Below are 23,883 nucleotides of genomic sequence, written 5' to 3'. Positions count from 1 at the left end.
GGGCCACGCGCCTCAGCGTTCGATAATCGCCGTCACTCCCTGGCCACCCGCCGCGCAGATGGAAATCAAGCCGCGGCCCTGCCCCGCCACGCTCAACAACTTCGCCAGGTGGGCGACGATGCGCCCACCCGTGGCGGCAAACGGGTGCCCTGCCGCCAGGGAGCTGCCTTTGACGTTGAGCCGGGCGCGATCGATGCTGCCCAGAGGCGCCTCCAGCCCCAGGCGGGTCTTGCAGTAGTCGGCGTCTTCCCAGGCCTTGAGGGTGCACAGCACCTGGGCGGCGAAGGCTTCATGAATCTCGTAGTAGTCGAAGTCCTGCAGGCTCAGGCCGTTGCGCGCCAGCAAGCGTGGCACGGCGTACACCGGCGCCATCAGCAGGCCCTCGGCGCCGTTGACGAAATCCACCGCCGCCGCCTCGCCGTCACGCAGGTAGGCCAGGATCGGCAGGCCGCGCTCCCTGGCCCACGCTTCACTGCCCAGCAGCACCAGGGACGCGCCATCGGTCAGCGGCGTGGAGTTACCGGCAGTCAGGGTGCCCTGGCCGCTGCGGTCGAAGGCCGGCTTGAGGGCGGCGAGTTTTTCCAGGGTCAGGTCCGGGCGCAGGTTGTTGTCCCGGGTCAGGCCGAGAAAGGGGGTGAGCAGGTCGTCCTGCCAGCCCTCGGCATAGGCGGCGGCCAGCTTCTGATGGCTTTCCAGCGCCAACTGGTCCTGGGCATCCCGAGGAATGTTCCAGGTCTTGGCCATCTGCTCGCAGTGTTCGCCCATCGACAGGCCGGTGCGCGGCTCGCCATTGCGCGGCAACTCCGGCTTGAGGTGATGGGGCCGCAGTTGCAGCAAGGTCTTGAGCTTGTCCGCGGTGCTCTTGGCCCGGTTGGCCTGCAACAGGATCTTGCGCAGCCCCTCGTTGACCCCGATCGGCGCATCCGAGGTGGTATCGACACCGCCGGCGATGCCGCAGTCGATCTGCCCCAGGGCGATCTTGTTGGCCACCAGCAACGCCGCTTCCAGGCCGGTGCCGCAGGCCTGCTGAATATCGTAGGCCGGGGTGCTGGGCGAGAGCCGCGAGCCGAGCACGCATTCGCGGGTCAGGTTGAAATCCCGCGAGTGCTTGAGCACCGCCCCCGCAGCCACCTCGCCCATGCGCAGGCCGTGCAGGTTGTAGCGTTCGATCAGGCCTTCCAGGGCCGCGGTGAGCATCGCCTGGTTGCTGGCGGTGGCGTAGGGGCCGTTGGAACGCGCGAAGGGGATGCGGTTGCCGCCGATAATCGCGACGCGACGCAGCTGTGTCATGGAAAGCTCCCTATTCTGTGAGTGTGACTGCGGTGGGTAACTCCTCCAGCGTAGGAGGGATCTGGCCGATCGAACGACCCGGGGCCATTCATGGTCCACACTTTGAGCCCCAACCTTCGGAGTGCGTTCCATGTCTGACCGTTATATCGACTTCGCCAACTCGTCCATCGGCCAGCGTCTGGTCGGGGCCCTTGGCCTGCCGTCACCGGTGCGCCTGGAACGCTGGCAGGCTGGCCGCCTGCGGCCCATCGAGGGCGCGCTGTTGATCGGTGGCGGCACGCTGGCGCAGCAGGTGGCGGCCCTGGCACCGCGCCTGACCGACGCGATCTACAGCTACGGCAGTGACCCGTCACTGGCCACCCCCTGGATTCCCGGCCACGGCCCCAGGCTCAAGGCCGTGGTGTTCGACGCCAGCGAATTGCTGCATACCGAGCAGCTCAAGCAACTGCGGGAATTTTTCCAGCCGCTGTTGAGAAACCTTGAACCCAGTGCGCACCTGGTGATTCTCGGACGGCCCCCGGAAAGCCTCGCCCCCCCCTTCGCCGCCAGCGCCCAGCGCGCCCTGGAAGGCTTCAGCCGTTCCCTGGCCAAGGAGCTGCGCAACGGTGCCACCCTGCAACTGCTGTATATGGCGGCCGGGGCCGAGGACCAGCTGGAAGGCGCGCTGCGGTTTTTCCTTTCACCCAAGAGCGCCTACGTGTCCGGACAGGTGCTGCGCTTGCAGCCCTGCCCGGCCCAGGTCAAGGACTGGAGCCGACCGCTGGCCGGACGCAAGGCCCTGGTCACCGGTGCGGCCCGGGGCATTGGCGCGGCCATCGCCGAGACCCTGGCACGGGACGGCGCCCAGGTCCTGCTGCTGGATGTCCCCCCGGCCAAGGCCGACCTGGAAGCCCTGGCGGCCCGTCTCGGTGGCCGCGCCATCAGCCTGGACATCTGCGCCGAGGACGCCTCGGCGCAGTTGCTCGAACAACTGCCGGACGGCATCGACATCCTGGTGCACAACGCCGGCATCACCCGGGACAAGACCCTGGCCAACATGACCCCGGAATACTGGGACGCGGTGCTGGCGGTGAACCTCAACGCGCCGCAGGTGCTGACCCAGGCCCTGCTGGACAGCGGGCGCCTGCACGAACATGGCCGGGTGATCCTGCTGGCCTCCATCAGCGGCATCGCCGGCAATCGCGGGCAGACCAACTACGCCGCCAGCAAGGCCGGGCTGATTGGCCTGGCCCAGGCCTGGGCACCGCTGCTGCAGGCCCGGGACATCAGCATCAATGCCGTGGCTCCGGGCTTCATCGAAACCCAGATGACCGCCAAGGTGCCCTTCGCCCTGCGCGAAGCCGGGCGGCGCATGAGTTCCCTGGGCCAGGGCGGCCTGCCCCAGGACGTTGCCGAAGCGGTGGCCTGGCTCGGCCAGCCCGGCAGCGGCGCGGTCAGCGGGCAGGCCCTGCGAGTCTGTGGGCAAAGTGTCCTGGGGGCGTGACGATGACTGCACACTGGCAAGAACTGAACATTCCCCGCGCCCTGCCATCGTTGTTTCTCAAGGCGGCCATGCGCCGGCGGGTCCAGGGCACGCAGTTGCCCGAGCAGGGGCTGCGCTGCTGGATCAGCCTGAACCCCGAGCAGCTGGCGGCCTACCGCCAGGTCTGCGGCTTTGCCGATGACGGCCTGCTGCCCGCCACCTATCCCCATGTACTGGCGTTTCCCTTGCTGATGCAGCTGCTGACCGCCGGGGACTTTCCGTTTCCGCTGCTGGGGCTGATTCACCTGAGCAACACGATTCGCGTATTGCGCCCCATGGGCAATGTCAGCAGCGTTCGGGTCGGGGTTCAGGTCGGCAACCTGCAACCCCACGCCAAGGGCGCGACCTTCGACCTGGTGACCCTGGTCGACGACTTGCTCGGCCCGCTCTGGGAAGCCGAAAGCCGCCTGCTGTGCCGCGCCGTGAAGCTGCCGGGAGAACCGCCCAGCCAGCCATTGCCACCTGGCGAAAACCTCAGCGAAACCAGCCGCTGGCGGGCCGAGAGCGATATTGGCCGGCGCTACGCCAGGGTTTCCGGCGACTACAACCCCATCCACCTGAGCGCCTGGAGCGCGAGGCTGTTCGGTTTCCCCCAGGCCATCGCCCACGGCCTGTGGAACAAGGCCCGAACCTTGGCGGCCCTGAGCGAACAACTGCCGGCGGCGAACATCGAAGTGGCGGTGCAGTTCATCAAGCCGGTGCTGCTACCCAGCGAAGTACGCCTGCTGGCCAGCACGGCAGGCTCAAGCGGAGCCCTGCAACTGTTAGGCAGCGGCGAGCTGCAACACATGCAAGGCTGTTGGCAGCCCATTGCCTGACACCCTCACCCCCGGCGGATCAGCACGACCCCGAAGACGATCAGCAGCAATCCGGCGATCTTGCCGAGGCTGACCGGCGCTTCGCGAAACCCCACCCAGCCGAAGTGATCAAGGGCCAGGGCCATGCTCAACTGGCCGGCCAGCACCAGAGCCATGAACAGCAAGGCGCCGATCCGCGGCCCGGCAAAGGCCGCCGTGGTGATGAAAAACACCCCCAGCAGACCGCCACACCAATGCCACCAGGTGAGCCCCTTGAGGGCACTCAGCGAAGGCATCTCGCGCTGCAGCAACACCAACACCAGCAATGCGGCAGTCCCGACAAAGAACGAGATCAGCGCAGCCCCCAGCACACTGCCGACCTGCTTGGCCAACTGACCATTGATGCCCGCTTGCAAGGCCAGAAAGGCCCCGGCAAAAAACGGCAGGCACAGCAACCACCAGACAGGATTGAGCATCACAGGCTCCTTTGAGTTTTTGGCCGCGCAGTATAAGTCAGCGGCGCTTGCGTGGCCTGCTGCTAGTTGCCTCCAAACCAATGAAAAGTTGCAGGCACCTTCCTTGAACCGAAATAACACCTGTTAATTGTGTGTATATAACTTTAGTTAAACAGCTCACCACTCCCATTTCGCCATTAACTTTAATCATTGTTTTAAAATGACTTTTCCAATTTGAATACTACTTTCCAACTAGTTCCCTGGTAGAAATTACACCTCGACAAATAAGTCATTAATACCAAGTTCATAATTGTTCAAACCCTGCCCCTGGCCTTTGATAACTGCAACGGACGACGGTATCTCCAGCAATAGAACTGGGGAGCTATCGAAAACAACGAACGTTGTAACAGGTGCAAGGAATATCTCTCATGAATACTCAATTTGGATGGAAAGCGTGTACAGCACTGGCCCTGACTCTGACCTTAAGCCTGGCTGGCTGCAGCGGTGGTGGCGGCCATAAGAGCGGTGGTAGCAGCTCATCTCCCAGCAGCTCTAGCGGTGAGACCGGAGGTACTGGAGGTACTACAGGCGGAACCGGTGGGACCGGCGGTACTACAGGAGGAACCGGCGGCACGGGTGGCACTACAGGAGGAACCGGCGGTACTGGCGGTACTACAGGAGGGACCGGCACCGGCACCGGCACACTGGCGACTGCTAATGTAGTGTCCGGTCTGGGCACTACGGTAAGCGGTGTCGGCGACGGCGTCAGCAGCCTGGGCAACTCTCTGGGATCAACCCCTCTGGTCGGCAATGTGGTCAAAAGTGCCGTTGATACCACCGGCAATGTAGTGGACAGCGTAGGCGCAGGCTTGACCAATGGGTTAGGCAAGCTGGGCTCCAGTCCCAACGCACTGAGCAATACCACCGCGACAGTCGGCAACGTAGTGGGTGATGTCGGAGCTGGGGTCACTGACCTCAGCGGCCAGCTGGCCACTACCACCCAGAGCATTCCTGTAGTGGGCGGTGTTGTGACACGAGTGGCACCGGTTCTTGGAGGCGTAGGCACCCAGGTAACCATGCTAGGGAATACCCTGAGTACCGTCACCAGCAGCGGTCCGGTGGGGAGCCTGAGTAATGGCGTGGGCAACGGCGTTCTGGTTCCAGTGGTGACCATGGCAGAGAGCCTGACCAAAAATGTTGGCACTGCTAGCGGTCTCGGCACACCACTCAACGGGCTGATATCCGGTGTTACCGGCGCGGTCAGCACTGCCGGCAACGGCGTCAGCAATGCTGGTAACGGCAACCCTGTGACCAGCCTCCTGGGCAATGCCTTGAACAGCACCGGCGGTACCGTAGCCAGCGCCGGCGGGTATGTGGGCAGCTCTGGTAGTGGCAGCGCAGGAGCTGGCACGCCTAACAATGGCCTGCTGGAAACCGTCGGCGGTGCAGTGGCCAATCTGAGCAACGGCCTGAACGTCGGGAATACCAATGGCACCGTCAGTGCCGGCGGCGTCGCCGGTGGCGCGGTCGGCGGGTTGGTCGCATCGGCAGGCGGTGCTCTAGGTGGAACAGGCACCCCTAACATGGTGGTCACCGCCCCTCTGGCCAGCGTTGGAGTGAACCTGGGCTCGGCCTTGAATCCTGTCACCAGTTCGGTCACTGGTCTAACCCAGCAAGTAGGCGCAGCCAGCGGCCTAGGTGGCTCGGCCAGCGGTTTGCTAGGCCAGGTGGGAGGCGCAATCAGCACCGCTGGCACTGGCGTCACCGGCAGCACCGGAGGCAACCAAGTCGGCGGCGCACTGGGAGGCACCTTGGGCGCAGTAGGAGGGGTTGTGACTTCGGTAGGAGGCCTGGTCAACGGCGGCGGAACAGCCCCTAGTGGCGGCCTGCTGGGTGGCCTGAATGTTGGGGCAAACGCCAGCGGCAGTGCTTCTGCCGGAACAAGTGCCAACGGCGGCCTGGGGGGTGTACTGGGAGGCCTGACCGGCGCCCTGGGCAGCACGAAATAAATTGCACCTGGCCGGTTCGACGGCCTCACCTACAGCGCCTACGCTTGGTTGAGGGCGAGAGATTCAAATGAGTCTCTCGCCTTTTTGTTTATCCAGAGCATCACATTCCGGCGCCAAGGCCCAGCCCCTTGACAACGCCTGGCATGAGGACTTTTAGCATCGCTGCAGTTCGACCATGGAGTGTCCTATGCGCACGTTGGCCAGCTTGTTGTTACTTGGATGCTGCACTTCCGCTTTCGCCGACTCCCTTCCTCGCTTCCTCAACAGCAACGACGGTATCAACAATCTGCCGCAACCCAACCTGCCGGTGGATGCCTATCGCCCACCGGCCCCACAGTTGCAGGTTCCCGAACAACCGACCGCGCCCCAAGGTCAGCAGCCGCTGATGATGGGCACCAAAGTCACCGTGCGCCAGGTACAGATCGAGGGCGGTACTGTCTACCCTCTGGAAGAACTGGCGGCGATCTACCAGCCCCTGATCGGCCATGAGGCCAGCTTCAGCCAACTGATCGAGGCCACCCGCGACATCACCCGACGCTACCAGAACGACGGCTACCTGCTGTCCTACGCCTTCATGCCGCAACAGAACTTCGACCACGGCGTGCTGCGGGTGGTACTGGTGGAAGGCTATATCAAGGACTACCAGCTACAGGGCGATATCGGCCCGATCTCCGCCTACCTGGACAAACTGGTGAGCAAGCTCAAGGCCGAGCGGCCACTGACCCGCAAGACCTTCGAACGCTACACCACGCTGATGAGCCGGGTCCCCGGGGTGACACTGCAAGCCGTGGTGCCGCCGCCGGGCACCACCGACGGGGCCACCCAGCTGGTGGCGGTGGCCAGTCGCAAATCCATCAACACGACCCTCAACAGCACCGACGACAACCGCAACGGCCTGCAGGCCCTGGTGGGCCTCACCAGCAATTCGCAAACCGCCTGGGGCGAGCAGCTCAGCCTCAGCGGCCTGTTCCCGCCGGGCAAGGACAAGGAGCATTACTACCGCCTGGACTACAGCCAGTTGCTCGGCTCGGAGGGAACCCAACTGAGCCTGTACGGCGCGCGCTATCGCAGTGATCCGCGAAGCAACATCCAGCTGGACAACGGGCTGGAACTGGAACCCCATCGAGAGAACGACCGCTTCTCGATAGGCCTCAACCACCCCTTCATTGCCTCCCCCAACGAAATGCTCACCCTCGGCACGCGCCTGTACGCGGTGAACGACAAGACCCGCTACCGGATCCGCAACACCCCTCTGAGCCTGGAAGAAAAAACCGATATTCGTGCCCTGGCGCTGGAAGGCGACTGGAGCAAATCCGATCCGCGCCAGTTGCGGATTCTCAGCGCCGGCCTGTATCGCGGCCTCGACAGCATGGGCGCCACCACCAACAACAGCCTCTATGACCTGGACTTCTTCCGCCTGCGCCTGGCGGGGGTGCAGAGCGACCGTTTCTTCGACAACTGGCAAGGCGTGCTGTCTGGCGCCTTGTACTGGAGCCAGGACAACCTTCCCGACAGTGAACGGGCGAGTTTCGGCGGTCAGAACTTCGCTCGCGGCTACCCCGATGACCAGGCCACAGGCGACAAGGGCTGGGGCGTGGCCTATGAGGTGAACTACAGCTTCAACCGCGAAGGCCCCTGGGTTCGAGTGCTACAGCCCTATGTGGTGCTGGACCGTTCGAAAACCTGGTTCAACCAGTTGCCGGTCCAAGGCAGCAACCTGTCATCGGCTGCCGTCGGCCTGCGCTTCGGCGACGCCAAGCACTACAACATTGCCCTGGAGGCCGCCAAGCCGATGTCCGACGAAGCCCTCGACACCTACAACCGCCGACCGCGCTACACCCTGAGCTTCAGCTACCAACTGTGAACCCGCACAGCACCGAGGCCTGCCCAACGGCAGGCCTTTTTCCGCCCGCACCAAGCCTCCCGCGGAGGGCTCGGCGTTCGGGGTTTGAGTGGCGTTCGAAACAGGCGCCGCTGGCGCCCCGGCAAGCCGAAGGGCTTGAACCCGGGCGGCCGCTGGCGATCAGGGGCCGACTATATGCAGACGGGGTTCGGGAAACAGATTGTTGAGGGTTTCCAGCAGGCGCACGTGATAGATCGGCTTGCGGAACAGGTCGAGTACCTGCAGGCGCAGCAGATCGCTGACGTCGTCCATATCGGCATGGCCGGACATGACAATGACCGGCAGATGCTGCCGTGAGGTGTGTTCACGCAGGCGCTTGATCAACGACAGGCCACTCTCCTCCGGCATGCGCAGGTCAGTGATGACCAGCGCAATGTCCGGATGGCGGGTGAGGTGCTCCAGCGCCCGTTTCACCGAGGTGGCGGTGAAGCAACAGAAGCCCTCACCTTCCAGCCATTCGGCGAGCTCCAGCAGCGCGTCTTCTTCATCGTCCACCAGAAGCAGTTGCTGGCGTTGGGGGGAAGCAGTATTCATCGACATTACCTTGAACTGACTGTCCGACGGCCTTCACAACAGGAGCAATCGCCGGTCTCAAGGCACGGGGCGGGCAACCGTGGCACCTCCCATGGCAACGAGGATGTTGTTGAAGATGGCCAGGACCCGATCGCCCATCGGCGTCACGAACACCACCACGACCACGGCAACCATGGCCACCACGATCGCGTATTCGATGGCCGATGCGCCGTGGGTTCTGGCCAGGAACAGACGTGCGCGAAGCAGCAGGTATTCAATCAGCATGAAGCACCTCCGAGTTATCGATCGCAGCCACAGCCGGCGAAGCACTCATGCGTTGAATCACGGAACTGGACGAGCGACCGTGGCGCCTCCCAGGGCAACCAGAACGTTGTTGAAAATGGCCAGAACCCGATTACCCAGAGGGGTCACGAACGCCACCACCACAACCGCAACCATGGCCACCACAATCGCGTACTCGATCGCCGAAGCGCCATCGGTACGGTCAAAAAACAGGCGCGCCCTGAGCCACAAATATTGAAGGATCATCCTAGCTCTCCTATGCGCCAGACGGCGCCGATGCAAGCGCACCGGAACAGAGTTCCCCGATGCAACTTGAGCATTGTCAACAAAGCGGCGACCAGCAACTGTAAGAACTGATTAATCACTAAGTATTAGTGGGGACACCTGGCGCCAAAAAGCTTCTCCCAGTTGCATGGCTCATCCCCCTGCCAGCTATTTTTCGACAAGTTAATGGCATTTCGTCCTAGCTCTACTACCTTCACATAGCGAAATAGTTGCATGTTCATAGCGGCCTGATTGCGAAGTTAACTCGTTTGGAAGCGCGGACTGGTAATGCAGCAGGATAGGGAGAGCCTTTATGAACAGCCGCGTCACCATGGGTCTGGCTGGACTTCTTCTACTCGGTGCGGTGTTTTTCGGTTACTGGGGGCTGGTACTCAGCCGCCAGCCCGCCCCCGCCCCGCCCCCTGCGCCAGCAGCCCCGAGCATTGTTGAAAAAACCACCGCCAGCGCCGAAGACCAGGCCCGCCAACCCGTGGTGGTACTGGTGCGCGATGTGCCGCCTTTCGTTCCCATCACCGCCGCCGATCTGGCGCTGGAAAAACTGCGCACCGCACCGGCCGGCAGCCTCAGCGCGATCGATCAAGCGGTGGGCCGCACGCCCTGGCGGCAGTTGAGTGCCGGGACCTGGCTCAATGCCCAGAGTTTCGACAGCGGTGGCGCCTTGGCCCGAATGATTCGCCGCGACGAACGAGCCCTGGCAGTGGCGGTGGACGAAGTGATCGGCGCCGCCGGGCAACTGAGCCCGGGGGACTATGTCGACGTGCTGCTGTTCCTGCGCCAGGACACCACCAATCTGCAGCAATCGGCGCAGATTGCGGTGCCTGCCATTCGGGTGCTGGCGGTCGGCGAACAGTTGGGGCTGACCAATGACGGACAGCCGGCCACCCCCGCGCTGAGCAACGAGGAAAAACTCAAGCAGGACCAGCGCCGGATCGCCGCCCGCACGGTGGTCCTGGCCGTTCCCGAACAACTCTTGAGCCGGCTGATGCTCGCGACCCAGGTGGGCGTGCTGCGCCTGGCGGTTCGCAGCAGCGAGGAACAGCGCCTGGCCCAGTACTGGGTCGGCGACAAGAACGCTGTCGGCCACCTCAATGTGGCCAACAGCAATCTGTTCCAGTTCACCCAGTTGGCGCTCGGCAATGCCCCCCGCAGTCAGGTCGCCCAGCAAAACGGCGCAGCACGACCGGCGGTGGAGGTGATTCGTGGCAACCAGATCACTCAACAAACGCCCTGATCAGGCGAGGGTTCACGACATGCGCAGCGGGCTATCACCATGAGTCAAAGCCTGAACCAGACCTTTCTCGCCATCACCCGCAACAGCACCGACCTTGAATGGCTGCAAGGCGCTCTCGCGCCCCTGGGCCAGGTGGTGGGTGCCGATGGCAGCCTCGACGAATTACTGGCTCTGGTGGACGTGACCTTCGCCAACCTGGTGTTCGTCGGCCTCGACCGCGAACACGTGGTGGCCCAGGCCGCCTTGATCGAAGGCGCCCTGGAAGCCAAGCCGATGCTGGCGATCGTCGCCCTCGGCGATGGCATGGACAACCAGCTGGTGCTCAACGCGATGCGCGCCGGCGCCCGGGATTTCGTCGCCTACGGCTCGCGCTCCAGCGAAGTCGCCGGCCTGGTCAGGCGCTTGAGCAAACGCCTGCCGGCGGTAACGCCCAATGCCCAGTTGGGCGGCCTGACCGTGCTCTACGGAGTCCAGGGCGACGGGGACGGCGCACTCCTGGCCGGGCACCTGGCGCTGGTGGTGCAAAAGAGCGGTCAGCAGACCCTGCTGCTGGACCTCGGCCTACCTCGGGGCGACAGCCTGGCCTTGCTGGGGCTGGAGAGTTCGTTCCACTTCGGCGATGCCCTGCGTCATTTGCGGCGCCTGGATACGACCCTGATCGACAGCGCCTTCACCAGTGCCGAGGCCGGCTTGCGCATCCTCGCCTATGCCCCCCACGACGAGCCTCTGGAGCACACCAGCGCGGCTGAGCTGTACATGTTGCTCAGCGCCTTGCGCCAGCATTTCCAGCACATCGTGGTGAACCTGGTGGGGCAGCCGGACAGCGAGGCCCTGCGCACCTTCGTCAGTCATTGCGACAAGCTGATCTGGTGCACCGACCAGAACGTGCTCGACTGCCGGCGCAACCTGGCGGTGCTCAACCATTGGCGCGAAAAGGGCTTGAAGCTCGATCACGCGCGCCTGCTAGTGGACCGCTACCTGAAGGCCGTCGCACCGGATTCCGAGACCCTGGGCAAGACCTTCGGCCTGGAGGTGATCGCCGTACTGGCCTACAGCCCGGAGGTGCGCCTGAATGCCAAGAACCAGGGCGTCACCCTGTTTGAAATGGCCCCCCGCGAGGCCCTGACGCAAAGCCTGAAGACCCTCGGCGAGCGGCTGGCCAAGCGCTCCCAGGGCCTGCCTCAGCCCAAGGGCGGCTGGCTCAATCGGATCATGGGGGGCAAATGAGCGGCGAAAAACTGTTTGGCGCACCGGCCCGCACGAGCGCGGGCAACAGCGACCACGAAGGCCTGAAACTGGTGCTGCATCGCTACATCATCGATGCCATCGAAGAGTCGGGAAAAAACCTGCTGGAAAGCTCCCGGCAGAACCTCTCGCAGTTCGTCACCGACAAAGTGGCGGAGTACATCGCGCGCATGCACCTGGCGATATCCCGCTATGAAATGGAACGGCTGGCGGAGGAAATCGTCGATGAGCTGACCGGCTTCGGCCCCCTGGAAGTCCTTCTGCGCGATCCGGCAGTGACCGAAATCCTGGTCAACGGCCCGCACCGGGTGTTCGTCGAACGCGACGGCGTGCTGCACCAGAGCGACCTGCGGTTTATCGATGCCCATCATGTGGAACGGGTCATGCAGCGGATTCTCGCGCCGCTGGGCCGGCGCCTCGACGAGTCTTCGCCCATGGTCGATGCGCGCCTGCCCGATGGCAGCCGGGTCAACGCGATCATTCCCCCCATTGCCCTGGATGGCCCCTGCCTGTCGATTCGTAAGTTTCGCAAGGACATGCTCAAGAACAGCGACCTGATCGTCATGCAGACCATCGACCTGGCGATCTTCGAGTTCCTCCAGGAGGCCGTGGGCAAGCGCTGCAACATCCTCATCAGCGGCGGCACCGGCACCGGCAAGACCACCCTGCTGAACATTCTCAGCCAGTTGATCAACCCCCATGAGCGCCTGGTCACCATCGAGGACGTAGCCGAATTGCAACTGGGGCACCCCCACGTGGTGCGCCTGGAGACCCGGCCGCCGAACGCCGAAGGGCACGGCGAGGTCAAGGCCAGCGACCTGATCCGCAACGCCCTGCGGATGCGCCCGGACCGGATCATCCTCGGCGAGATCCGCGGCGTGGAAGTGCTGGATGTCCTGACCGCGATGAACACCGGCCACGACGGTTCCATGAGTACGGTGCACGCCAACAACGCCCAGGACGCCCTGCTGCGCCTGGAAACCCTGGTGGGCCTGACCGGGCGCCAGGTGGCCGAACGCACCCTGCGGCAAATGATCTGCGCGGCCCTGGATGTGGTGATCCAACTGACCCGCCTGCCCGACGGCCGACGCTGCGTCAGCGAAGTGGTGGAAGTGGTGGGCCTGCGCGATGACATCTACGTCACCAACACCCTGTTTCGCCTGAATCGGCGCAATGGCTTCGGCTTCGAGCGCGAGGCTCTGAATCCGGCGGGCGACAAACTGCGCCGCGAAAGCGGGCTGGGCATCAATTGAACCGGCGAGGTGGCCCATGATCGGTTTGCTGCTGACCTTGATCTGCCTGCTTCTGCTGGGGCTTTCCGGCTGGGTGTTCTACCACGGCGTGCGCAAGACCGAACGCGAGCGCGTGCTCAACCGCTTGGCCCAGGGGCAACCCGAGCTCAGCCCGCAACGCCGTTCATGGACCGGCCTGGAGCAGGCCTTCGCCCGCGCCGGCCTGGGCCAGCCCAATGACCGCCTGGGCCTGTGGCTGGCGGTGTGGGCGGTACTGGCACTGCTGGGCTACCTGCTGGAGGACTGGCTTGGCCTGCTGGCCGGGGTGCTCGTGCCGCCGCTGTTGCTGCGCGTGTCGATTGCCTGGCTGTACCAGCGCCGGCTCAAGCGCATGATCGAACAACTGCCCGCGCTGCTGGATCACAGCGTGCGCAGCCTGAAATCCGGACGCACCCTGGCGGATGCCGTGCTGGGGGCCATCGAGGCCAGCAACGACCCACTGAAACAAGCCATGGGACGCATCCAGCGCAACGTGCAACTGGGGGTCAACCTGCCGGACGCGGTCAATGATTTTGCCGAGTTCTACGACCAGGATGAACTGCGCATGTTCGCCCTGGGCCTGAAGGTCAATCACCGGTACGGCGGCAATGCCAGCGAGTTGCTGGAAAACCTGATCAAGCTGATCCGTGAACGCGAGCAAGGGGCCCGGCAGCTGCGCGCAATGACCGGGGAAACCCGCATGACGGCCTGGGTCCTGGGCAGCCTGCCGCTGCTGCTGGTGAGCTACTTCATGCTCACCAACCCGGGCTACATGCTGGGCATGTGGCACGACCCTTCCGGCCAGGCCATGCTGATCACCGCGGTGTGCCTGCAGATCTTCGGGTGCCTGGCCCTGTGGCGCATGTTGAGGAGTATCTGAAATGCTTCTGCTGGCAGCTGCGCTGTTGTTTCTCGGGGCCTTGCTGCTGCTCAGCAATGGCCTGCTCACGCAACGTCGGCGCGAGCGCCAGATTGCCCAGCGGCTGCAGGGCAACATGACTCGCGACAGCCGCCTGGGCAGTTGGCTGCGACTGCTGGGCGACAGCCGCTTCGGCCAGCGTGCGGTGAACATGGACAGCGAAACCCAGACCCTGCTCAATCGCCTGGGCTGGCGCCGCTCCACGCAGCGCTCGCTGTTCGCGGCCTGCCAGATCGGCACCCCGGTGCTGGCGGTGTGCCTGGTGATCTTCATCCAGGAGGTGGTGTTTCCCCACATCCAGAGCCACTGGCTGACGCCCACGCTCGCCGCCGGCGCCGGCTACCTGCTGCCCAAGCGCGCCCTGGCCTACGCCGCTCAACGCCGGCAGAAACATATCGCCCTGGAGATCTCCACCTTCATTCCCTTGCTGCGCATCCTGTTCGAATCGGGCATGGCGGTGGAGCAAGCGTTGCGGGTCCTGAGCAACGAGGCCGGGAAACTGCTGCCGGAACTGACCCATGAGCTGCGCCTGATCCTGGCGCGGGTGGATTCAGGCCTGGAGCTGGGCCAGGAACTCAATCAGACCGCGACCCTGCTGGCGGTGGACGAGTTCACCGACACCTGCGTGATCCTCCAGCAACTGATCCTGCAGGGCGGCGGGGCGATGAAATCCCTGCAGGCCCTCAAGCAATTGCTGGACGACCGGCGCCTGACCCGCTTGCAGGAATACATCTCGAAAATGTCGGCCAAGATGTCGGTGGTGATGATGCTGTTTCTGTTCCCCGCGCTGTTGATCGTGCTGGCCGGGCCAGGCTTCACCGCCATTGCCCGGGCCTTCGCCTACTGAAACAGGAGGGGGAGGAAATGCGCCGCCGGCGACGCGGGGCTCGGCGCCGGAATGCCGACGGGCTCAGTGGGCGGTGACTCGCTGGCGCAATCCCGAGGTGCTCGGCGACAGGGCCAGGGCCAGTTGCGTGCGGTTGTGCATGTGGGTCAGCCGCAGAACCTGGGAAACGTAGAGCTTGACGGTGTTTTCGGTGATGCCCAGTTCACAGGCGATCTGGTAGTTGGTCTGGCCCTTGCCTACCAGTCGCGCCACATCCAGCTGTCGTGGCGACAGCTGGTTGAAGATGGCCGGCATCTCGATCGGGTCCGCGTCGCCACTGCCGTCGCCCAGCGATGGCTCGGTGCGGCTGGCGGCTGGCGTGCGCCGGACCTTGTCCAGATCCTGGTACAGGTCGTCGATGGATTCGGAAAGGAACTGCAGCTTCTGGTTCAAATGCCCCAGGTGCAGGTTCTTCTGCCGTTCCTGCAAGGCGACTTCCTGACGTTGCAGGCCTTCGAGGAGCTCATCCAGGTCGATGGGTTTCTGGTAGTAATCGGCGATGCCGGCACGCATGGCCTTGATCACGTCCTGCTTGTCGGACTGCCCGGTGAGCATGATGGCCTCGAATACCCGCTGCTTGCCGGCAAGGCGCTGCAACTCCTGCACCAGTTGGATGCCGTCCATATCGGGCATGTGCAGGTCGCAGAGCACCAGGGAAATGTCCGGGTCCCTGTTGAAGCACTCCACCGCCTGGCGGCCGGATTCGCAAGGAACACAACGGTAGCCGCTGCTTTCAAGAAACTCGCACAACTCTTCGACAATCAGCGGCTGATCATCAACCACGAGCACTTTCATCTGGGAGGTGAGTTTGTTCACGTGCTACTCCGTGCGAGCCAATCGCCGATTGGTCACTCCTGTCCTGCCCGCAGGGCCCGGGCAGCCACGATGTAAAACCTAGACCTACTTTCCGACTATGTACATAGCATTAATCGGCGCGGCGACTAGTGGATCACGCTCACAGTTAAGACCATTCCAGCCAGGACAAAGGGGGCGAATGGGTATTTTTTTGACAGGCCCGTGGCGGGTCTCTCCCCTTGTGGTTCAAGCCCTTGTTTTGGCACGGCCCAGAGCCTGGGAACGATCAGCAGCCACAGCAGGCTGCAGAGCCCGGCGCCAATAAACGCCCCCAGCAGGTGCTCGGGATCGGAGGCCAGGCCCAGGGCGGCCATCAACTTGACGTCCCCCGCCCCCATCCGCCCCATGGCATACCCCGGCAGGGTGAACAGCAGGGCCAGCAACAAGGCCCAGCCGCCCTGCGCAGCCGCAGCGCCCAGCCAGGTGCTGCCGGTCCACAGCAGGTAGCCGGCCGCCAACAGCGCGGCGCCCAGCGTCAAGGTGTTGGCAATATGCCGTTGACGCAGATCCTGCAACGCGCAGAGTGCCAACCAGATCCACAAAACCCAGAAATGCATCGGCTAAAAAGTTCCTTTTACCGGATTGATCCTATGCTCAATGAACATAGTGGTTGTCAGGGTAGACGCACTCATGAAGCCAGGCCTCCCCAGCAAGCAGAAAGGCGCCGCAGCGATCGAGTTCGCGGCGGTGTTCGTGATCTTCTTCGCGGTGTTTTACGGCCTGGTCAGCTACAGCCTGCCGCTGTTGATGATGCAGTCCTTCAACCAGGCCACCGCCGAGGCCGTGCGCCGGGCCGTGGCGGTCGACCCCAACAGCGCCAACTACACCACCACGGTGCAGAACCTGGCCAACAGCGTGGTGCTGAACCAGACCCTGTGGATTCCCCCCCTCTTCAACTTCGCCGCCACCGACTACAGCGCGGTGTACACCAACGGCGTGCTCACCGTGCGGATCGACTACCCCACCTGGAAGCTGACCCAGGTGCTGCCCCAGTTGGTGCTGCCGGTGGTCGGCCCGGTCCCCAACCTGCCCACGACCCTGACCGCCATCTCGAGCCTGCAATTTTGAACTCCGGCGACAAGCTGTTCGGGCGCTTGCTGGGCCGTCAGCCGCTGCCCGCCGACGAACTCCAGGCCCAGGTGCCCACCCAGGCAGCCGGCCTGCAACTGGTGCTGGACCCCAAGGGCCGGATCCTTACCAGCAGCGGACCGTTGCGCCATGCGCTGGCACAGCTGCCCCCCTCGCCCCAGCCTCACCATCTGCTGGACTACACCCTGCCCGGCAGCGCCCTGGCGCTGGAGGGGCAGCCCGCCGACTGGAGCGGGCAAGTGCTGGATCTGGACCTGCGCGGGCTGGGCGGCAAGACCTTGCACCTGCGTGGCTGGGTCCAGAGCTGGGGCGCGCAGTGGCTGCTGCAACTGCTGGACATCGGCGACCTGGTCCAACAGCGCCAGCAGGCCCTGAGCCGGGAGCAATGCCAGATCTTTGCCGCGCAGATCAACGAGCAGATCCGCCTGTGCCACCTGAGCCGCCTGCCGGACGTGCTGCACGACCAGCTCGCCGACCTGGCCCGCTACTGGCACATCCCCTGCCTGGGCCTGGCCTTGCTCGACGACGAGGAACAGAGCTGGGTGCTGCACAGCGGCTACAGCGCCCACGACGCGCCCCGGCTGTGGCAGGACGGCCAGGCCCTGGGCAACGGCCTGGACAGCCTGAGCGGCAACACACCGCTGCACCTGAATCACACCCAGGGCCTGAATGAGCACCCGCGGCTGCAGGGGATCTTCGGGCATCGCGAAGGTTTCCTGGTGCCCTATCGGGACGACCATGGCGTTGCCGCCTGGTTGCTGTTCGGCTGCTACGCCGTGCAACAGCAGGCACCGAACCTGCTGGAGCGCGACTGGCTGATGCTCACCGCCGCCCTGGCCGAGCCCCTGCTCAGCCGCCTGCGCGAACAGCGCTACCACCTGCACCTGGAGCGCCTGGAGGCCCTGCAAGGCTTGCTGGGTGCCGGCTGGTGGGAACTGTGCCCGGCGACCGCCGAAATCCAGCTGGCCAGTCAACTGGCCGCCAGCCTGCAGTTGCCCGGCTCGCGCAGCAGGCTGCCGGTCCAGGACTGGCTGGAGCTGATTCACCCCGCCGACCGCAGTGAACTCACCAGCCGCCTGCACGCCCTGACACTCGGCAAGCCACTGCTGCTCTGCGTGCGCCTGCCCGAGCCCGATCCGGACCTGCCGCCACGCTGGTACCGCCTGCAGGGCCAGTCCCTGGGACGCGGGGAACAACAGCGGCTCGTGGGCTTCATGCTGGATATCAGCGACATCAAGAACCAGCAGCAACAGGCGGCTGCGGCCCATGCCCGCCTGGACAATCTGATTGCCAGCTCGCCGGCGGTGATCTATGTCCAGCGCTACCTGGAAGGCGCCCTGCAACCGAGCTTTTTCAGCGCCAGCCTGCAACCGCTGCTGGGCTGGAGCCTGGAGGACTGCACCACGGCCGGCCTGGCCGACTGGGTGCACCCCGAGGACCACGACCTGTACTTCCAGCGCTGCCGCCAGTTGTTGCGCGAAGGCAGCGTCCACGCCCGCTATCGCCTGCGCGACCGCCACGGGGCTTTCCATTGGGTCATGGATGAAGCCAAGCTGCTGCGCGATGACCTGGGGCTGCCGGTGGAGGCTGTCGGCCTGTGGCTGGACGTCACCGAGGCAACCCTGGCCGCCGAGCAGATGCGCCAGAGCGAGGAACGCTACCGGATTCTGGTGGAAGACTCGCCGGCGATGATCTGCCGCTACCGCCCGGACCTGACCCTGACCTTCGGCAACCGGCCCCTGGCGGCTTACCTGGAATGCCCCGCCGAGGAACTGCCGGGGAGTAACCTTGGGCAGTGGCTGTCCGCCGAACAGCGTGAAGGTTTCGAGCGGCGGATCCGCCAACTGAGCCCGGAATGTGCGCTCAGCACCGCCGAGATCTGCCTGCAGTTGCCGGGGCGTGAACACGCCTGGTGGGTGTGGTCCGATCGCGGGGTCTTCGATGAGCAGGGGCAATTGCTGGAGATCCAGGCCGTGGGCCGTGACAACACCGAAGTCCGGCGCTCCCAGCAGCAGCTCATGCAAAGCGCGAAAATGGCCACCCTGGGGGAGATGGCCACCGGCCTGGCCCACGAAATCAACCAGCCGCTCAACGTGATGCGCATGGCCATCGTCAATGTGCTCAAGCGCCTGAGCAGCGGCGAGATCCAGGTCGACTACCTCACCGACAAACTCCATCGCATCGACGCCCAGGTGCAACGGGCCGCCCGGGTGGTGGATCACATGCGGGTGTTCGGTCGACGCTCGGAGGTGGAGCAGCAGCCCTTCAACCCGGCCCTGGCCATTGAGGGCACCCTGTCCCTGCTGGCCGAAGGCATGCGCGGCAAAGGGATCGAACTGCGCATCGGTGAACTAGGGTTCGAGGTGCAGGTGCTGGGCTTCGTCGACCAGTTGGAGCAGGTGCTGATCAACCTCATGGTCAATGCCAGGGACGCGCTGCTGGGCCAGCAGCAGCGGCAACCCTTCAAACCGTGGATTGCCGTGCATGGCCAGCGCGACGAACAACGGGTGCGCCTGTGGGTCGAGGACAATGGCGGCGGTATCGACCCGCGCCTGCTGGAACGGATCTTCGAACCCTTCTTCACCACCAAGCCGGCGGGCGTCGGCACCGGGCTCGGGCTTTCGGTGAGCTACGGCATAGTGGAAAACATGGGCGGCCGCCTGAGCGTCAGCAACGGGCCGGACGGTGCGCGCTTTTGCATCGAACTGCCGATTGCCCAGGCGGATCAGATCACCAGGTAGGCCCGGCCAGTCTGCCCGCACGTGAGATTGGCCCCCACTTCAACGTCCATCAGGTTGATGCCGAGGGTCGTCAGCAGGCTGTTCAGCAGCGGATCGAGCAAAGGACTCAAGAGGTTGCTGATCAGCGGCATGATCAGGCTGGTCACCCCATTGATCAGGCCTCCCGCCCCCGCCACCACCGAACCCAGCAGATTGGCATTGACCGGCTGGTAAACCTCCAGGCTGATCCCGGCGATAGCGCCCGACAGGCTGTTGACCAGATTGTTGGTCGGTGCCGCGTTCTGGTAGCTCGGCGCCTGATTGACGTTGGGCGGCGTGGGATACGGCGGCGCGCTGCTGGCGTACACCAGGTCGCGCCCGACATTGGGCCCGGTCTGGCTGAGCCCCAGCGCACTGTCGACCTTGAGCCCGATGCCGCCGGCGGCGAACGCCGTCCGCGCCGGGCCGCAACTGCCGATGCCGAGAATCTTGTGGCAGGTCCAGATCCCCAGGTCGACGATCGGCACCGGCGTCACCACCGGTTCCGCCGACGAGGAGAAGGCGGTACTGGGATCGATCTGCCCCACCTTGATATCGGCCAGTGACGACTCGCTGTGCACCGTGAGGCTTTTGCTGCCCGCGTTGCCCGTCGGGCAGCTGTAGTTGGTGACATAGGCCTTGGCGCCCCCCAGTTCCAGGTTGATGTCGATGCGCGCCGTGGGCAGCACCTCGGGATCGACTTGCTGGCAGCCGGCGCCCAGCAGGCAACCGACGGAGTTGATGGTGGCCGCCAGGTTCAGGCTCAGGACGCTGTTGAGGGTCGGCGTCAGCGAGCCCACCAGGCCCAGCAGGGCGTTGGCCAGGCCGGTGATCCCGGACAGTCCGGTCAGGTTGACCGACACCAGGGTGCGCACCTGGGCCGTGCGCACATAGATGCGGTTGGCCCCCAGCGGGTCGAGGATGGCCAGCCGGGGGTCGCCGACCGCCGAGAACTGCGGCGGTTCTATGACCTTGACCCTGATGGTCACGTTGGCCAGGCCCAGCAGGTTGGCCGGCACCACCGCCGCCACCGCGCTCTTGCTATTGGCCAACTGGATCATCGCTTGCATCAACTGAAAGAGTTGCAGATTGGCGTCCAGGGCGGTGCTCGCCGCACCGGTCTGCAGCTTGAGGATATCCCCCAGCTTGAGTTGCGGTACCTGGCTGCTCACCGCCACTTGCAGGGCGCCCAGGGCCGCCAGCACATCGGCGGTCGCGCCATTGGCCTGGACCACGGTGGCGGCGGTCTGGATCAGCTGGGTCAGGCTGGCCTGAGTGTTGAGCAACTCGCTGTAGTTGCCTGCGGCAACTCCCAGATCGATGGCCAACTGGTCGAGGTAGCGCAGCAGGTTGATGTCGCTGTTGAGCAGGCCATTCCAACCCACGGCGCTGATGTTGAGGCTGCCGCCCAGCATGTCGCCCACCAGGGCATTGAGCAGCGGTGAATTGGCGCTGTTGACGGTGGCTATCGTGCTGCGAATGCTCAGTTGCGCCTGCGGCGGGGTGGGCGCGGCGGCAACCGCGGTGGCGCTGAGCTGAGTGTTGAGGTTGATCGGCCCCGGGGTGAACAGCGCCCCGATTCCCGCCGCCACACTGATGGGCACCGTGTGGGTCGCCACTACCCGCACGGCCGCCGATTGCGTCGGGTCGGCATTGAAGGTACGCAGGCTGTTGGCCCCGGTGCTCAGGGCCCCGCAGGCGGTCGTCAGGGTACTGCCGGCATCGACGGTAAAACCATTGCGGGTCGCGCTCTGCCCGGCATAGGCCGCGGCGCTGAGGCCGGCCTGGCAGTTGCCGCCCCGGCTCACGGCTTCCAGCGCGGCGTTGTCGGCGACCCGCTGCAACTTGCGCTGTTCCATGTACAGCCGGCCGCTGTCCACCACCACAACCATCAGCAACAGTGCCAAGCCCAAGGTCACCGCGGCCATCAGGCCAATGGCTCCGCGCTGGCGGCGCGGCCCGGTAAAACGCTTCAGGGGAGACATCGGGGCACTCCTTTACCGGCTCGCAGCCGAGCGCGCACTCCATCGATGCACAGCAGTGTAGTCAATGGCCGGGCCGTCGCCGGCAAGGTGCCAGCTCAACAGTGACGGGCGGCGCCAGGAGGCGCGCGCCGTCACTGTCGAAGCGGCGCAGCACTGGGCTGAAGGCCCTAGTGCGGTGGGTAGTTCTGCAGGATGCGCATCACCGTATTACGCACCGCGGCGCTGCGATCCACGGGGCTCGGCGAGCTGCTGAGCAACTGTTCGTCGCTGCCGCGCCACACCAGCTTGCCGTCCTTGCCGTCCAGCAGGTCGATCTGGATGGTCGCCACCTTGTAGGAGATGTTGCGGGTCTCGTTGTACATCGGCCCGCCCCAGTAGCCATTCCACGGGCCACCCCAACCGCCACCATAGTTGGTGGTGACCTGCTGCTGGCGGTCCTCGACGATCAGGTACGCCTGGACCTTGAGGTCGGCACGCGCTGAGCCCTGCACCGGACGCAGGCCACGCTGGTCCAGTTGCTCGGCCACGGCCTGGCGGATGCGCTGCTCGGTCAGGTCGCTCTTGATCCGCGGATCATCGGGACGGTATTGCAGGGCGGGTTCTTTCCAGCTCCAGCTGCGGTAGGCGCCAAAGTCCCGGCTGGCGTCGAAGTCATGGTTGACCTGGTTGGCGGCACAGGCACTGAGCAAGGCGGCACCGACCAGTAACGCGATTCGATGGAACATGCTGTTTCTCCCATTCAAGAAAAACCACTGGTGGCCCTAACTAGGAGGATAGGCCGCCATTGCCTTTTGCACCGCCTCACGCAAGGCATCGGCCCGCTCACTGAGGCTGCCGCGGCTGCTGGTTTCGGCGCTGGCGCTCCATACCGGTTGGCCACTGGCGCCGTCATACAGATTGACCCGTACCACCACCACTTCGACCTCGTAGGTGCGCACCACCGGCACGCTGCCGTACATGCCGTAGCCCGGGCCATAGCGGTTATAGCCGCCGTAACCGCCGTAGCCGTAGTCGTCCTGGACCTGGCGCAGGCGCTTCTCCAGGTGCAGGTCGGCACTGACCCACAGGTCCGCCGGCCGCTGGTCATGAACCGGACGCAGCCCTTGCTGATCCAGCGCATTGCTCACCGCCTCGGCAATCTGCGCCGAATCGGCCCAGGCCGAGCCGTTGGGCAGGCGCCCATTGAGCCAGGCCCAGTTGCGGTAGCGTCCATAATCCCGTTGCGGCGCCGGGTAGGCGCTGCGGTCAAAGGTGCTGGCCGCTTGCGGCGGAGCCGGCGGCAGCGGGTTGGAACTGGCGACATAGGGGTTGCTGCCCTGACAGGCAGCAAGCCCCGAACACAGGAGGATCAGACCCAGGCGGCGTTTCATTGCTCACTCCGTTAGACCGGCCGGCACAACCAATGCAGGTAACGCCCAAGCCCGGCGAAACTTGGGTGTCGGCGGTGAGCCAACTCCATTTCCAGCAGGTCCGTCAGCTCGGCCCGAGCCTGGAACTCCACCGGCATGTAATCGTGGAAAACCCGTACTCCGCTCTGGGTTTCGACTCGCCACAAGCCATCAAGTTGCGCCGCCAGCTCGCGAGGATCAAGCGGTTGTTGCGGGGTCAGGCTCTGCTTTTCGCCGGCCATGTCGTTCTTGCGCATCTTGCGGAAGTGGCCCTTGAGCAGGTTGCGGTAGACCAGCGCATCGCGGTTGTAGAAGGCCAGGGACAACCAGCCATCGACACGGGTCAACTGGTGCAGCACCGGCAGGATCGCGTGAGGCTCGGCCAGCCATTCCAGCACCGCATGGCAGAGCACCAAGTCGTAGGGTTCGGTCAGTTGCCCCAGCAGTTCCTGCCAGGGCGCCTGGATGAAGGTCGCCTGCTGCCCGGCCTCGGCGAAGCGCTGGCGGGCGCCTTCGAGCATCGGCGCGGCGGGTTCGGCCAGCGTCACCTGGTGCCCCTGCTCAGCCAGCCACAAGGACATGTGCCCCAGGCCGGCGCCGATATCCAGTACCCGCAGCGGCCGTTCCGGCAACGCCTCCTTGAGGTCGGCCTGGAGCACCGCGAGACGGATCGCGCCCTTGGCGCCGCCATAGATCTTCTCGGCGAAACGGGTCGCCAGCTGGTCGAAATGCCGGTCGCTCATGAGCAGAACCGCCGTTCACTGTCCGCCAGTTTGCTGCGTACCACCTGGTCCATGTCCAGCCCCAGCTCGCTGCACAGCAACAGCAGATAGAGGACGATGTCGCCCACTTCCTGGCCGGCATGGGCCAGCTTGTCCGCCGGCAGTTGCCGGGACTGGTCCTCGGTCAGCCACTGGAAGATTTCCACCAGTTCGGCCATTTCGACGCTGGCGGCCATGGCCAGGTTCTTCGGGCTGTGAAATTGCCGCCAGTCGTTGCGGTCACGAATGGCGTGCAGGCGTTGGGTCAGTTGCTCTAGGTTCATCGGGGTCTCCTGAAGGCGTATAGCTTCCGGGGGATGGCCGTGGGACGCAAGGGCGCTTTCGCCGGCCGGCCGGCTCCTACAGAATGCGCAGGCCCTGGCAGCTTCTATGCTGAACAGGGAACTCGCTGCGGGC

At 64.6% G+C, this 23,883-nt stretch carries 23 protein-coding genes; 11 read left to right on the top strand and 12 right to left on the bottom strand.

What is annotated here, in order from left to right:
* Nucleotides 1-12: 12 nt before the first annotated feature.
* Complete coding sequence (locus LXM55_RS29895) at nucleotides 13-1,290, bottom strand: acetyl-CoA C-acetyltransferase (RefSeq protein WP_233323719.1); 1,278 nt, start codon at nucleotides 1,288-1,290, stop codon at nucleotides 13-15.
* 130 nt (nucleotides 1,291-1,420) lie between these two features.
* Between LXM55_RS29895 and LXM55_RS29890 the strand changes: the two genes are divergently transcribed.
* Entirely contained in the window at nucleotides 1,421-2,773 is a 1,353-nt protein-coding gene (locus LXM55_RS29890; protein WP_233323718.1) for a 3-oxoacyl-ACP reductase, read from the top strand.
* Between the two features lie 2 nt (nucleotides 2,774-2,775).
* Nucleotides 2,776-3,630, top strand: a complete 855-nt coding sequence (locus tag LXM55_RS29885; protein WP_233323717.1) for a MaoC/PaaZ C-terminal domain-containing protein — start codon at nucleotides 2,776-2,778, stop codon at nucleotides 3,628-3,630.
* Nucleotides 3,631-3,635: 5 nt separating this feature from the next.
* On the opposite strand, the gene LXM55_RS29880 is transcribed toward LXM55_RS29885, so the two are convergent.
* Nucleotides 3,636-4,085, bottom strand: a complete 450-nt coding sequence (locus tag LXM55_RS29880) for a DMT family transporter (protein WP_233323716.1) — start codon at nucleotides 4,083-4,085, stop codon at nucleotides 3,636-3,638.
* 407 nt (nucleotides 4,086-4,492) lie between these two features.
* On the opposite strand from LXM55_RS29880, the gene LXM55_RS29875 reads away from it, so the two are divergent.
* Together LXM55_RS29875 and LXM55_RS29870 are read left to right on the top strand one after the other, a co-directional pair.
* Nucleotides 4,493-6,073, top strand: a complete 1,581-nt coding sequence (locus LXM55_RS29875) for a collagen-like triple helix repeat-containing protein (protein WP_233323715.1) — start codon at nucleotides 4,493-4,495, stop codon at nucleotides 6,071-6,073.
* Nucleotides 6,074-6,260: 187 nt separating this feature from the next.
* Nucleotides 6,261-7,937 (top strand): ShlB/FhaC/HecB family hemolysin secretion/activation protein, encoded by a 1,677-nt coding sequence (locus tag LXM55_RS29870; protein ID WP_233323714.1) that lies wholly within the window; start codon nucleotides 6,261-6,263, stop codon nucleotides 7,935-7,937.
* Between the two features lie 159 nt (nucleotides 7,938-8,096).
* Here LXM55_RS29870 and LXM55_RS29865 read toward each other — a convergent pair whose 3' ends face one another.
* The 3 genes from LXM55_RS29865 to LXM55_RS29855 are packed head-to-tail and all read right to left on the bottom strand — an operon-like array spanning nucleotide 8,097 to nucleotide 9,038.
* On the bottom strand, nucleotides 8,097-8,510 hold the full coding sequence (locus tag LXM55_RS29865; RefSeq protein ID WP_233323713.1) for a response regulator: 414 nt from the start codon (nucleotides 8,508-8,510) through the stop codon (nucleotides 8,097-8,099).
* A 57-nt stretch (nucleotides 8,511-8,567) separates the two neighbouring features.
* Complete coding sequence (locus LXM55_RS29860; protein ID WP_233323712.1) at nucleotides 8,568-8,774, bottom strand: Flp family type IVb pilin; 207 nt, start codon at nucleotides 8,772-8,774, stop codon at nucleotides 8,568-8,570.
* Nucleotides 8,775-8,831: 57 nt separating this feature from the next.
* Nucleotides 8,832-9,038, bottom strand: coding sequence for a Flp family type IVb pilin (locus LXM55_RS29855; RefSeq protein ID WP_233323711.1), 207 nt, complete (start codon nucleotides 9,036-9,038; stop codon nucleotides 8,832-8,834).
* A 331-nt stretch (nucleotides 9,039-9,369) separates the two neighbouring features.
* Here LXM55_RS29855 and cpaB point away from each other — a divergent pair, with 331 nt between their 5' ends.
* Genes cpaB through LXM55_RS29830 form a run of 5 tightly spaced genes read left to right on the top strand, consistent with a single transcriptional unit; the run spans nucleotide 9,370 to nucleotide 14,590 of the window.
* Nucleotides 9,370-10,308, top strand: coding sequence for a Flp pilus assembly protein CpaB (gene cpaB / locus LXM55_RS29850; RefSeq protein ID WP_233323710.1), 939 nt, complete (start codon nucleotides 9,370-9,372; stop codon nucleotides 10,306-10,308).
* A 39-nt stretch (nucleotides 10,309-10,347) separates the two neighbouring features.
* Nucleotides 10,348-11,535, top strand: coding sequence for an AAA family ATPase (locus LXM55_RS29845; protein ID WP_233323709.1), 1,188 nt, complete (start codon nucleotides 10,348-10,350; stop codon nucleotides 11,533-11,535).
* Nucleotides 11,532-12,806, top strand: coding sequence for a CpaF family protein (locus LXM55_RS29840; RefSeq protein ID WP_233323708.1), 1,275 nt, complete (start codon nucleotides 11,532-11,534; stop codon nucleotides 12,804-12,806). The genes LXM55_RS29845 and LXM55_RS29840 overlap by 4 nt, the downstream gene beginning before the upstream one ends.
* Before the next feature lie 16 nt (nucleotides 12,807-12,822).
* On the top strand, nucleotides 12,823-13,704 hold the full coding sequence (locus LXM55_RS29835; RefSeq protein WP_233323707.1) for a type II secretion system F family protein: 882 nt from the start codon (nucleotides 12,823-12,825) through the stop codon (nucleotides 13,702-13,704).
* A 1-nt stretch (nucleotide 13,705) separates the two neighbouring features.
* Nucleotides 13,706-14,590: a type II secretion system F family protein gene (locus LXM55_RS29830; protein ID WP_233323706.1), complete on the top strand. Its 885-nt coding sequence runs from the start codon at nucleotides 13,706-13,708 to the stop codon at nucleotides 14,588-14,590.
* 63 nt (nucleotides 14,591-14,653) lie between these two features.
* On the opposite strand, the gene LXM55_RS29825 is transcribed toward LXM55_RS29830, so the two are convergent.
* Both LXM55_RS29825 and LXM55_RS29820 read right to left on the bottom strand, forming a co-directional pair.
* Nucleotides 14,654-15,445, bottom strand: a complete 792-nt coding sequence (locus LXM55_RS29825; protein WP_233323705.1) for a response regulator — start codon at nucleotides 15,443-15,445, stop codon at nucleotides 14,654-14,656.
* A 125-nt stretch (nucleotides 15,446-15,570) separates the two neighbouring features.
* Complete coding sequence (locus LXM55_RS29820; RefSeq protein ID WP_233323704.1) at nucleotides 15,571-16,041, bottom strand: prepilin peptidase; 471 nt, start codon at nucleotides 16,039-16,041, stop codon at nucleotides 15,571-15,573.
* A 73-nt stretch (nucleotides 16,042-16,114) separates the two neighbouring features.
* Between LXM55_RS29820 and LXM55_RS29815 the strand changes: the two genes are divergently transcribed.
* Nucleotides 16,115-16,552, top strand: coding sequence for a TadE/TadG family type IV pilus assembly protein (locus tag LXM55_RS29815; protein WP_233323703.1), 438 nt, complete (start codon nucleotides 16,115-16,117; stop codon nucleotides 16,550-16,552).
* On the top strand, nucleotides 16,549-19,314 hold the full coding sequence (locus tag LXM55_RS29810; RefSeq protein ID WP_233323702.1) for an ATP-binding protein: 2,766 nt from the start codon (nucleotides 16,549-16,551) through the stop codon (nucleotides 19,312-19,314). The genes LXM55_RS29815 and LXM55_RS29810 overlap by 4 nt, the downstream gene beginning before the upstream one ends.
* Here the strand turns inward: LXM55_RS29810 and LXM55_RS29805 are convergent.
* The 5 genes from LXM55_RS29805 to LXM55_RS29785 form a co-directional block, all read right to left on the bottom strand.
* On the bottom strand, nucleotides 19,299-21,317 hold the full coding sequence (locus LXM55_RS29805; RefSeq protein ID WP_233323701.1) for a pilus assembly protein TadG-related protein: 2,019 nt from the start codon (nucleotides 21,315-21,317) through the stop codon (nucleotides 19,299-19,301). The two genes, LXM55_RS29810 and LXM55_RS29805, sit on opposite strands and share 16 nt — an antisense overlap.
* Nucleotides 21,318-21,484: 167 nt before the next feature.
* Complete coding sequence (locus tag LXM55_RS29800; protein ID WP_233323700.1) at nucleotides 21,485-22,042, bottom strand: DUF4136 domain-containing protein; 558 nt, start codon at nucleotides 22,040-22,042, stop codon at nucleotides 21,485-21,487.
* A 36-nt stretch (nucleotides 22,043-22,078) separates the two neighbouring features.
* Nucleotides 22,079-22,687 carry a DUF4136 domain-containing protein gene (locus tag LXM55_RS29795; protein ID WP_233323699.1) on the bottom strand — a complete coding sequence of 203 codons (609 nt, stop codon included), beginning with the start codon at nucleotides 22,685-22,687 and terminating at the stop codon, nucleotides 22,079-22,081.
* 11 nt (nucleotides 22,688-22,698) lie between these two features.
* Nucleotides 22,699-23,448 (bottom strand): methyltransferase, encoded by a 750-nt coding sequence (locus tag LXM55_RS29790; RefSeq protein WP_233323698.1) that lies wholly within the window; start codon nucleotides 23,446-23,448, stop codon nucleotides 22,699-22,701.
* Entirely contained in the window at nucleotides 23,445-23,750 is a 306-nt protein-coding gene (locus LXM55_RS29785) for a MazG-like family protein (RefSeq protein ID WP_016967051.1), read from the bottom strand. Before LXM55_RS29785 ends, LXM55_RS29790 begins: the two co-directional genes overlap by 4 nt.
* Nucleotides 23,751-23,883: the final 133 nt, after the last annotated feature.

The sequence above is a fragment of the Pseudomonas sp. Au-Pse12 genome, from assembly GCF_021341665.1.
Classification (GTDB): Bacteria; Pseudomonadota; Gammaproteobacteria; order Pseudomonadales; family Pseudomonadaceae; genus Aquipseudomonas.
This window is presented reverse-complemented; position numbering and strand designations above follow the sequence as displayed.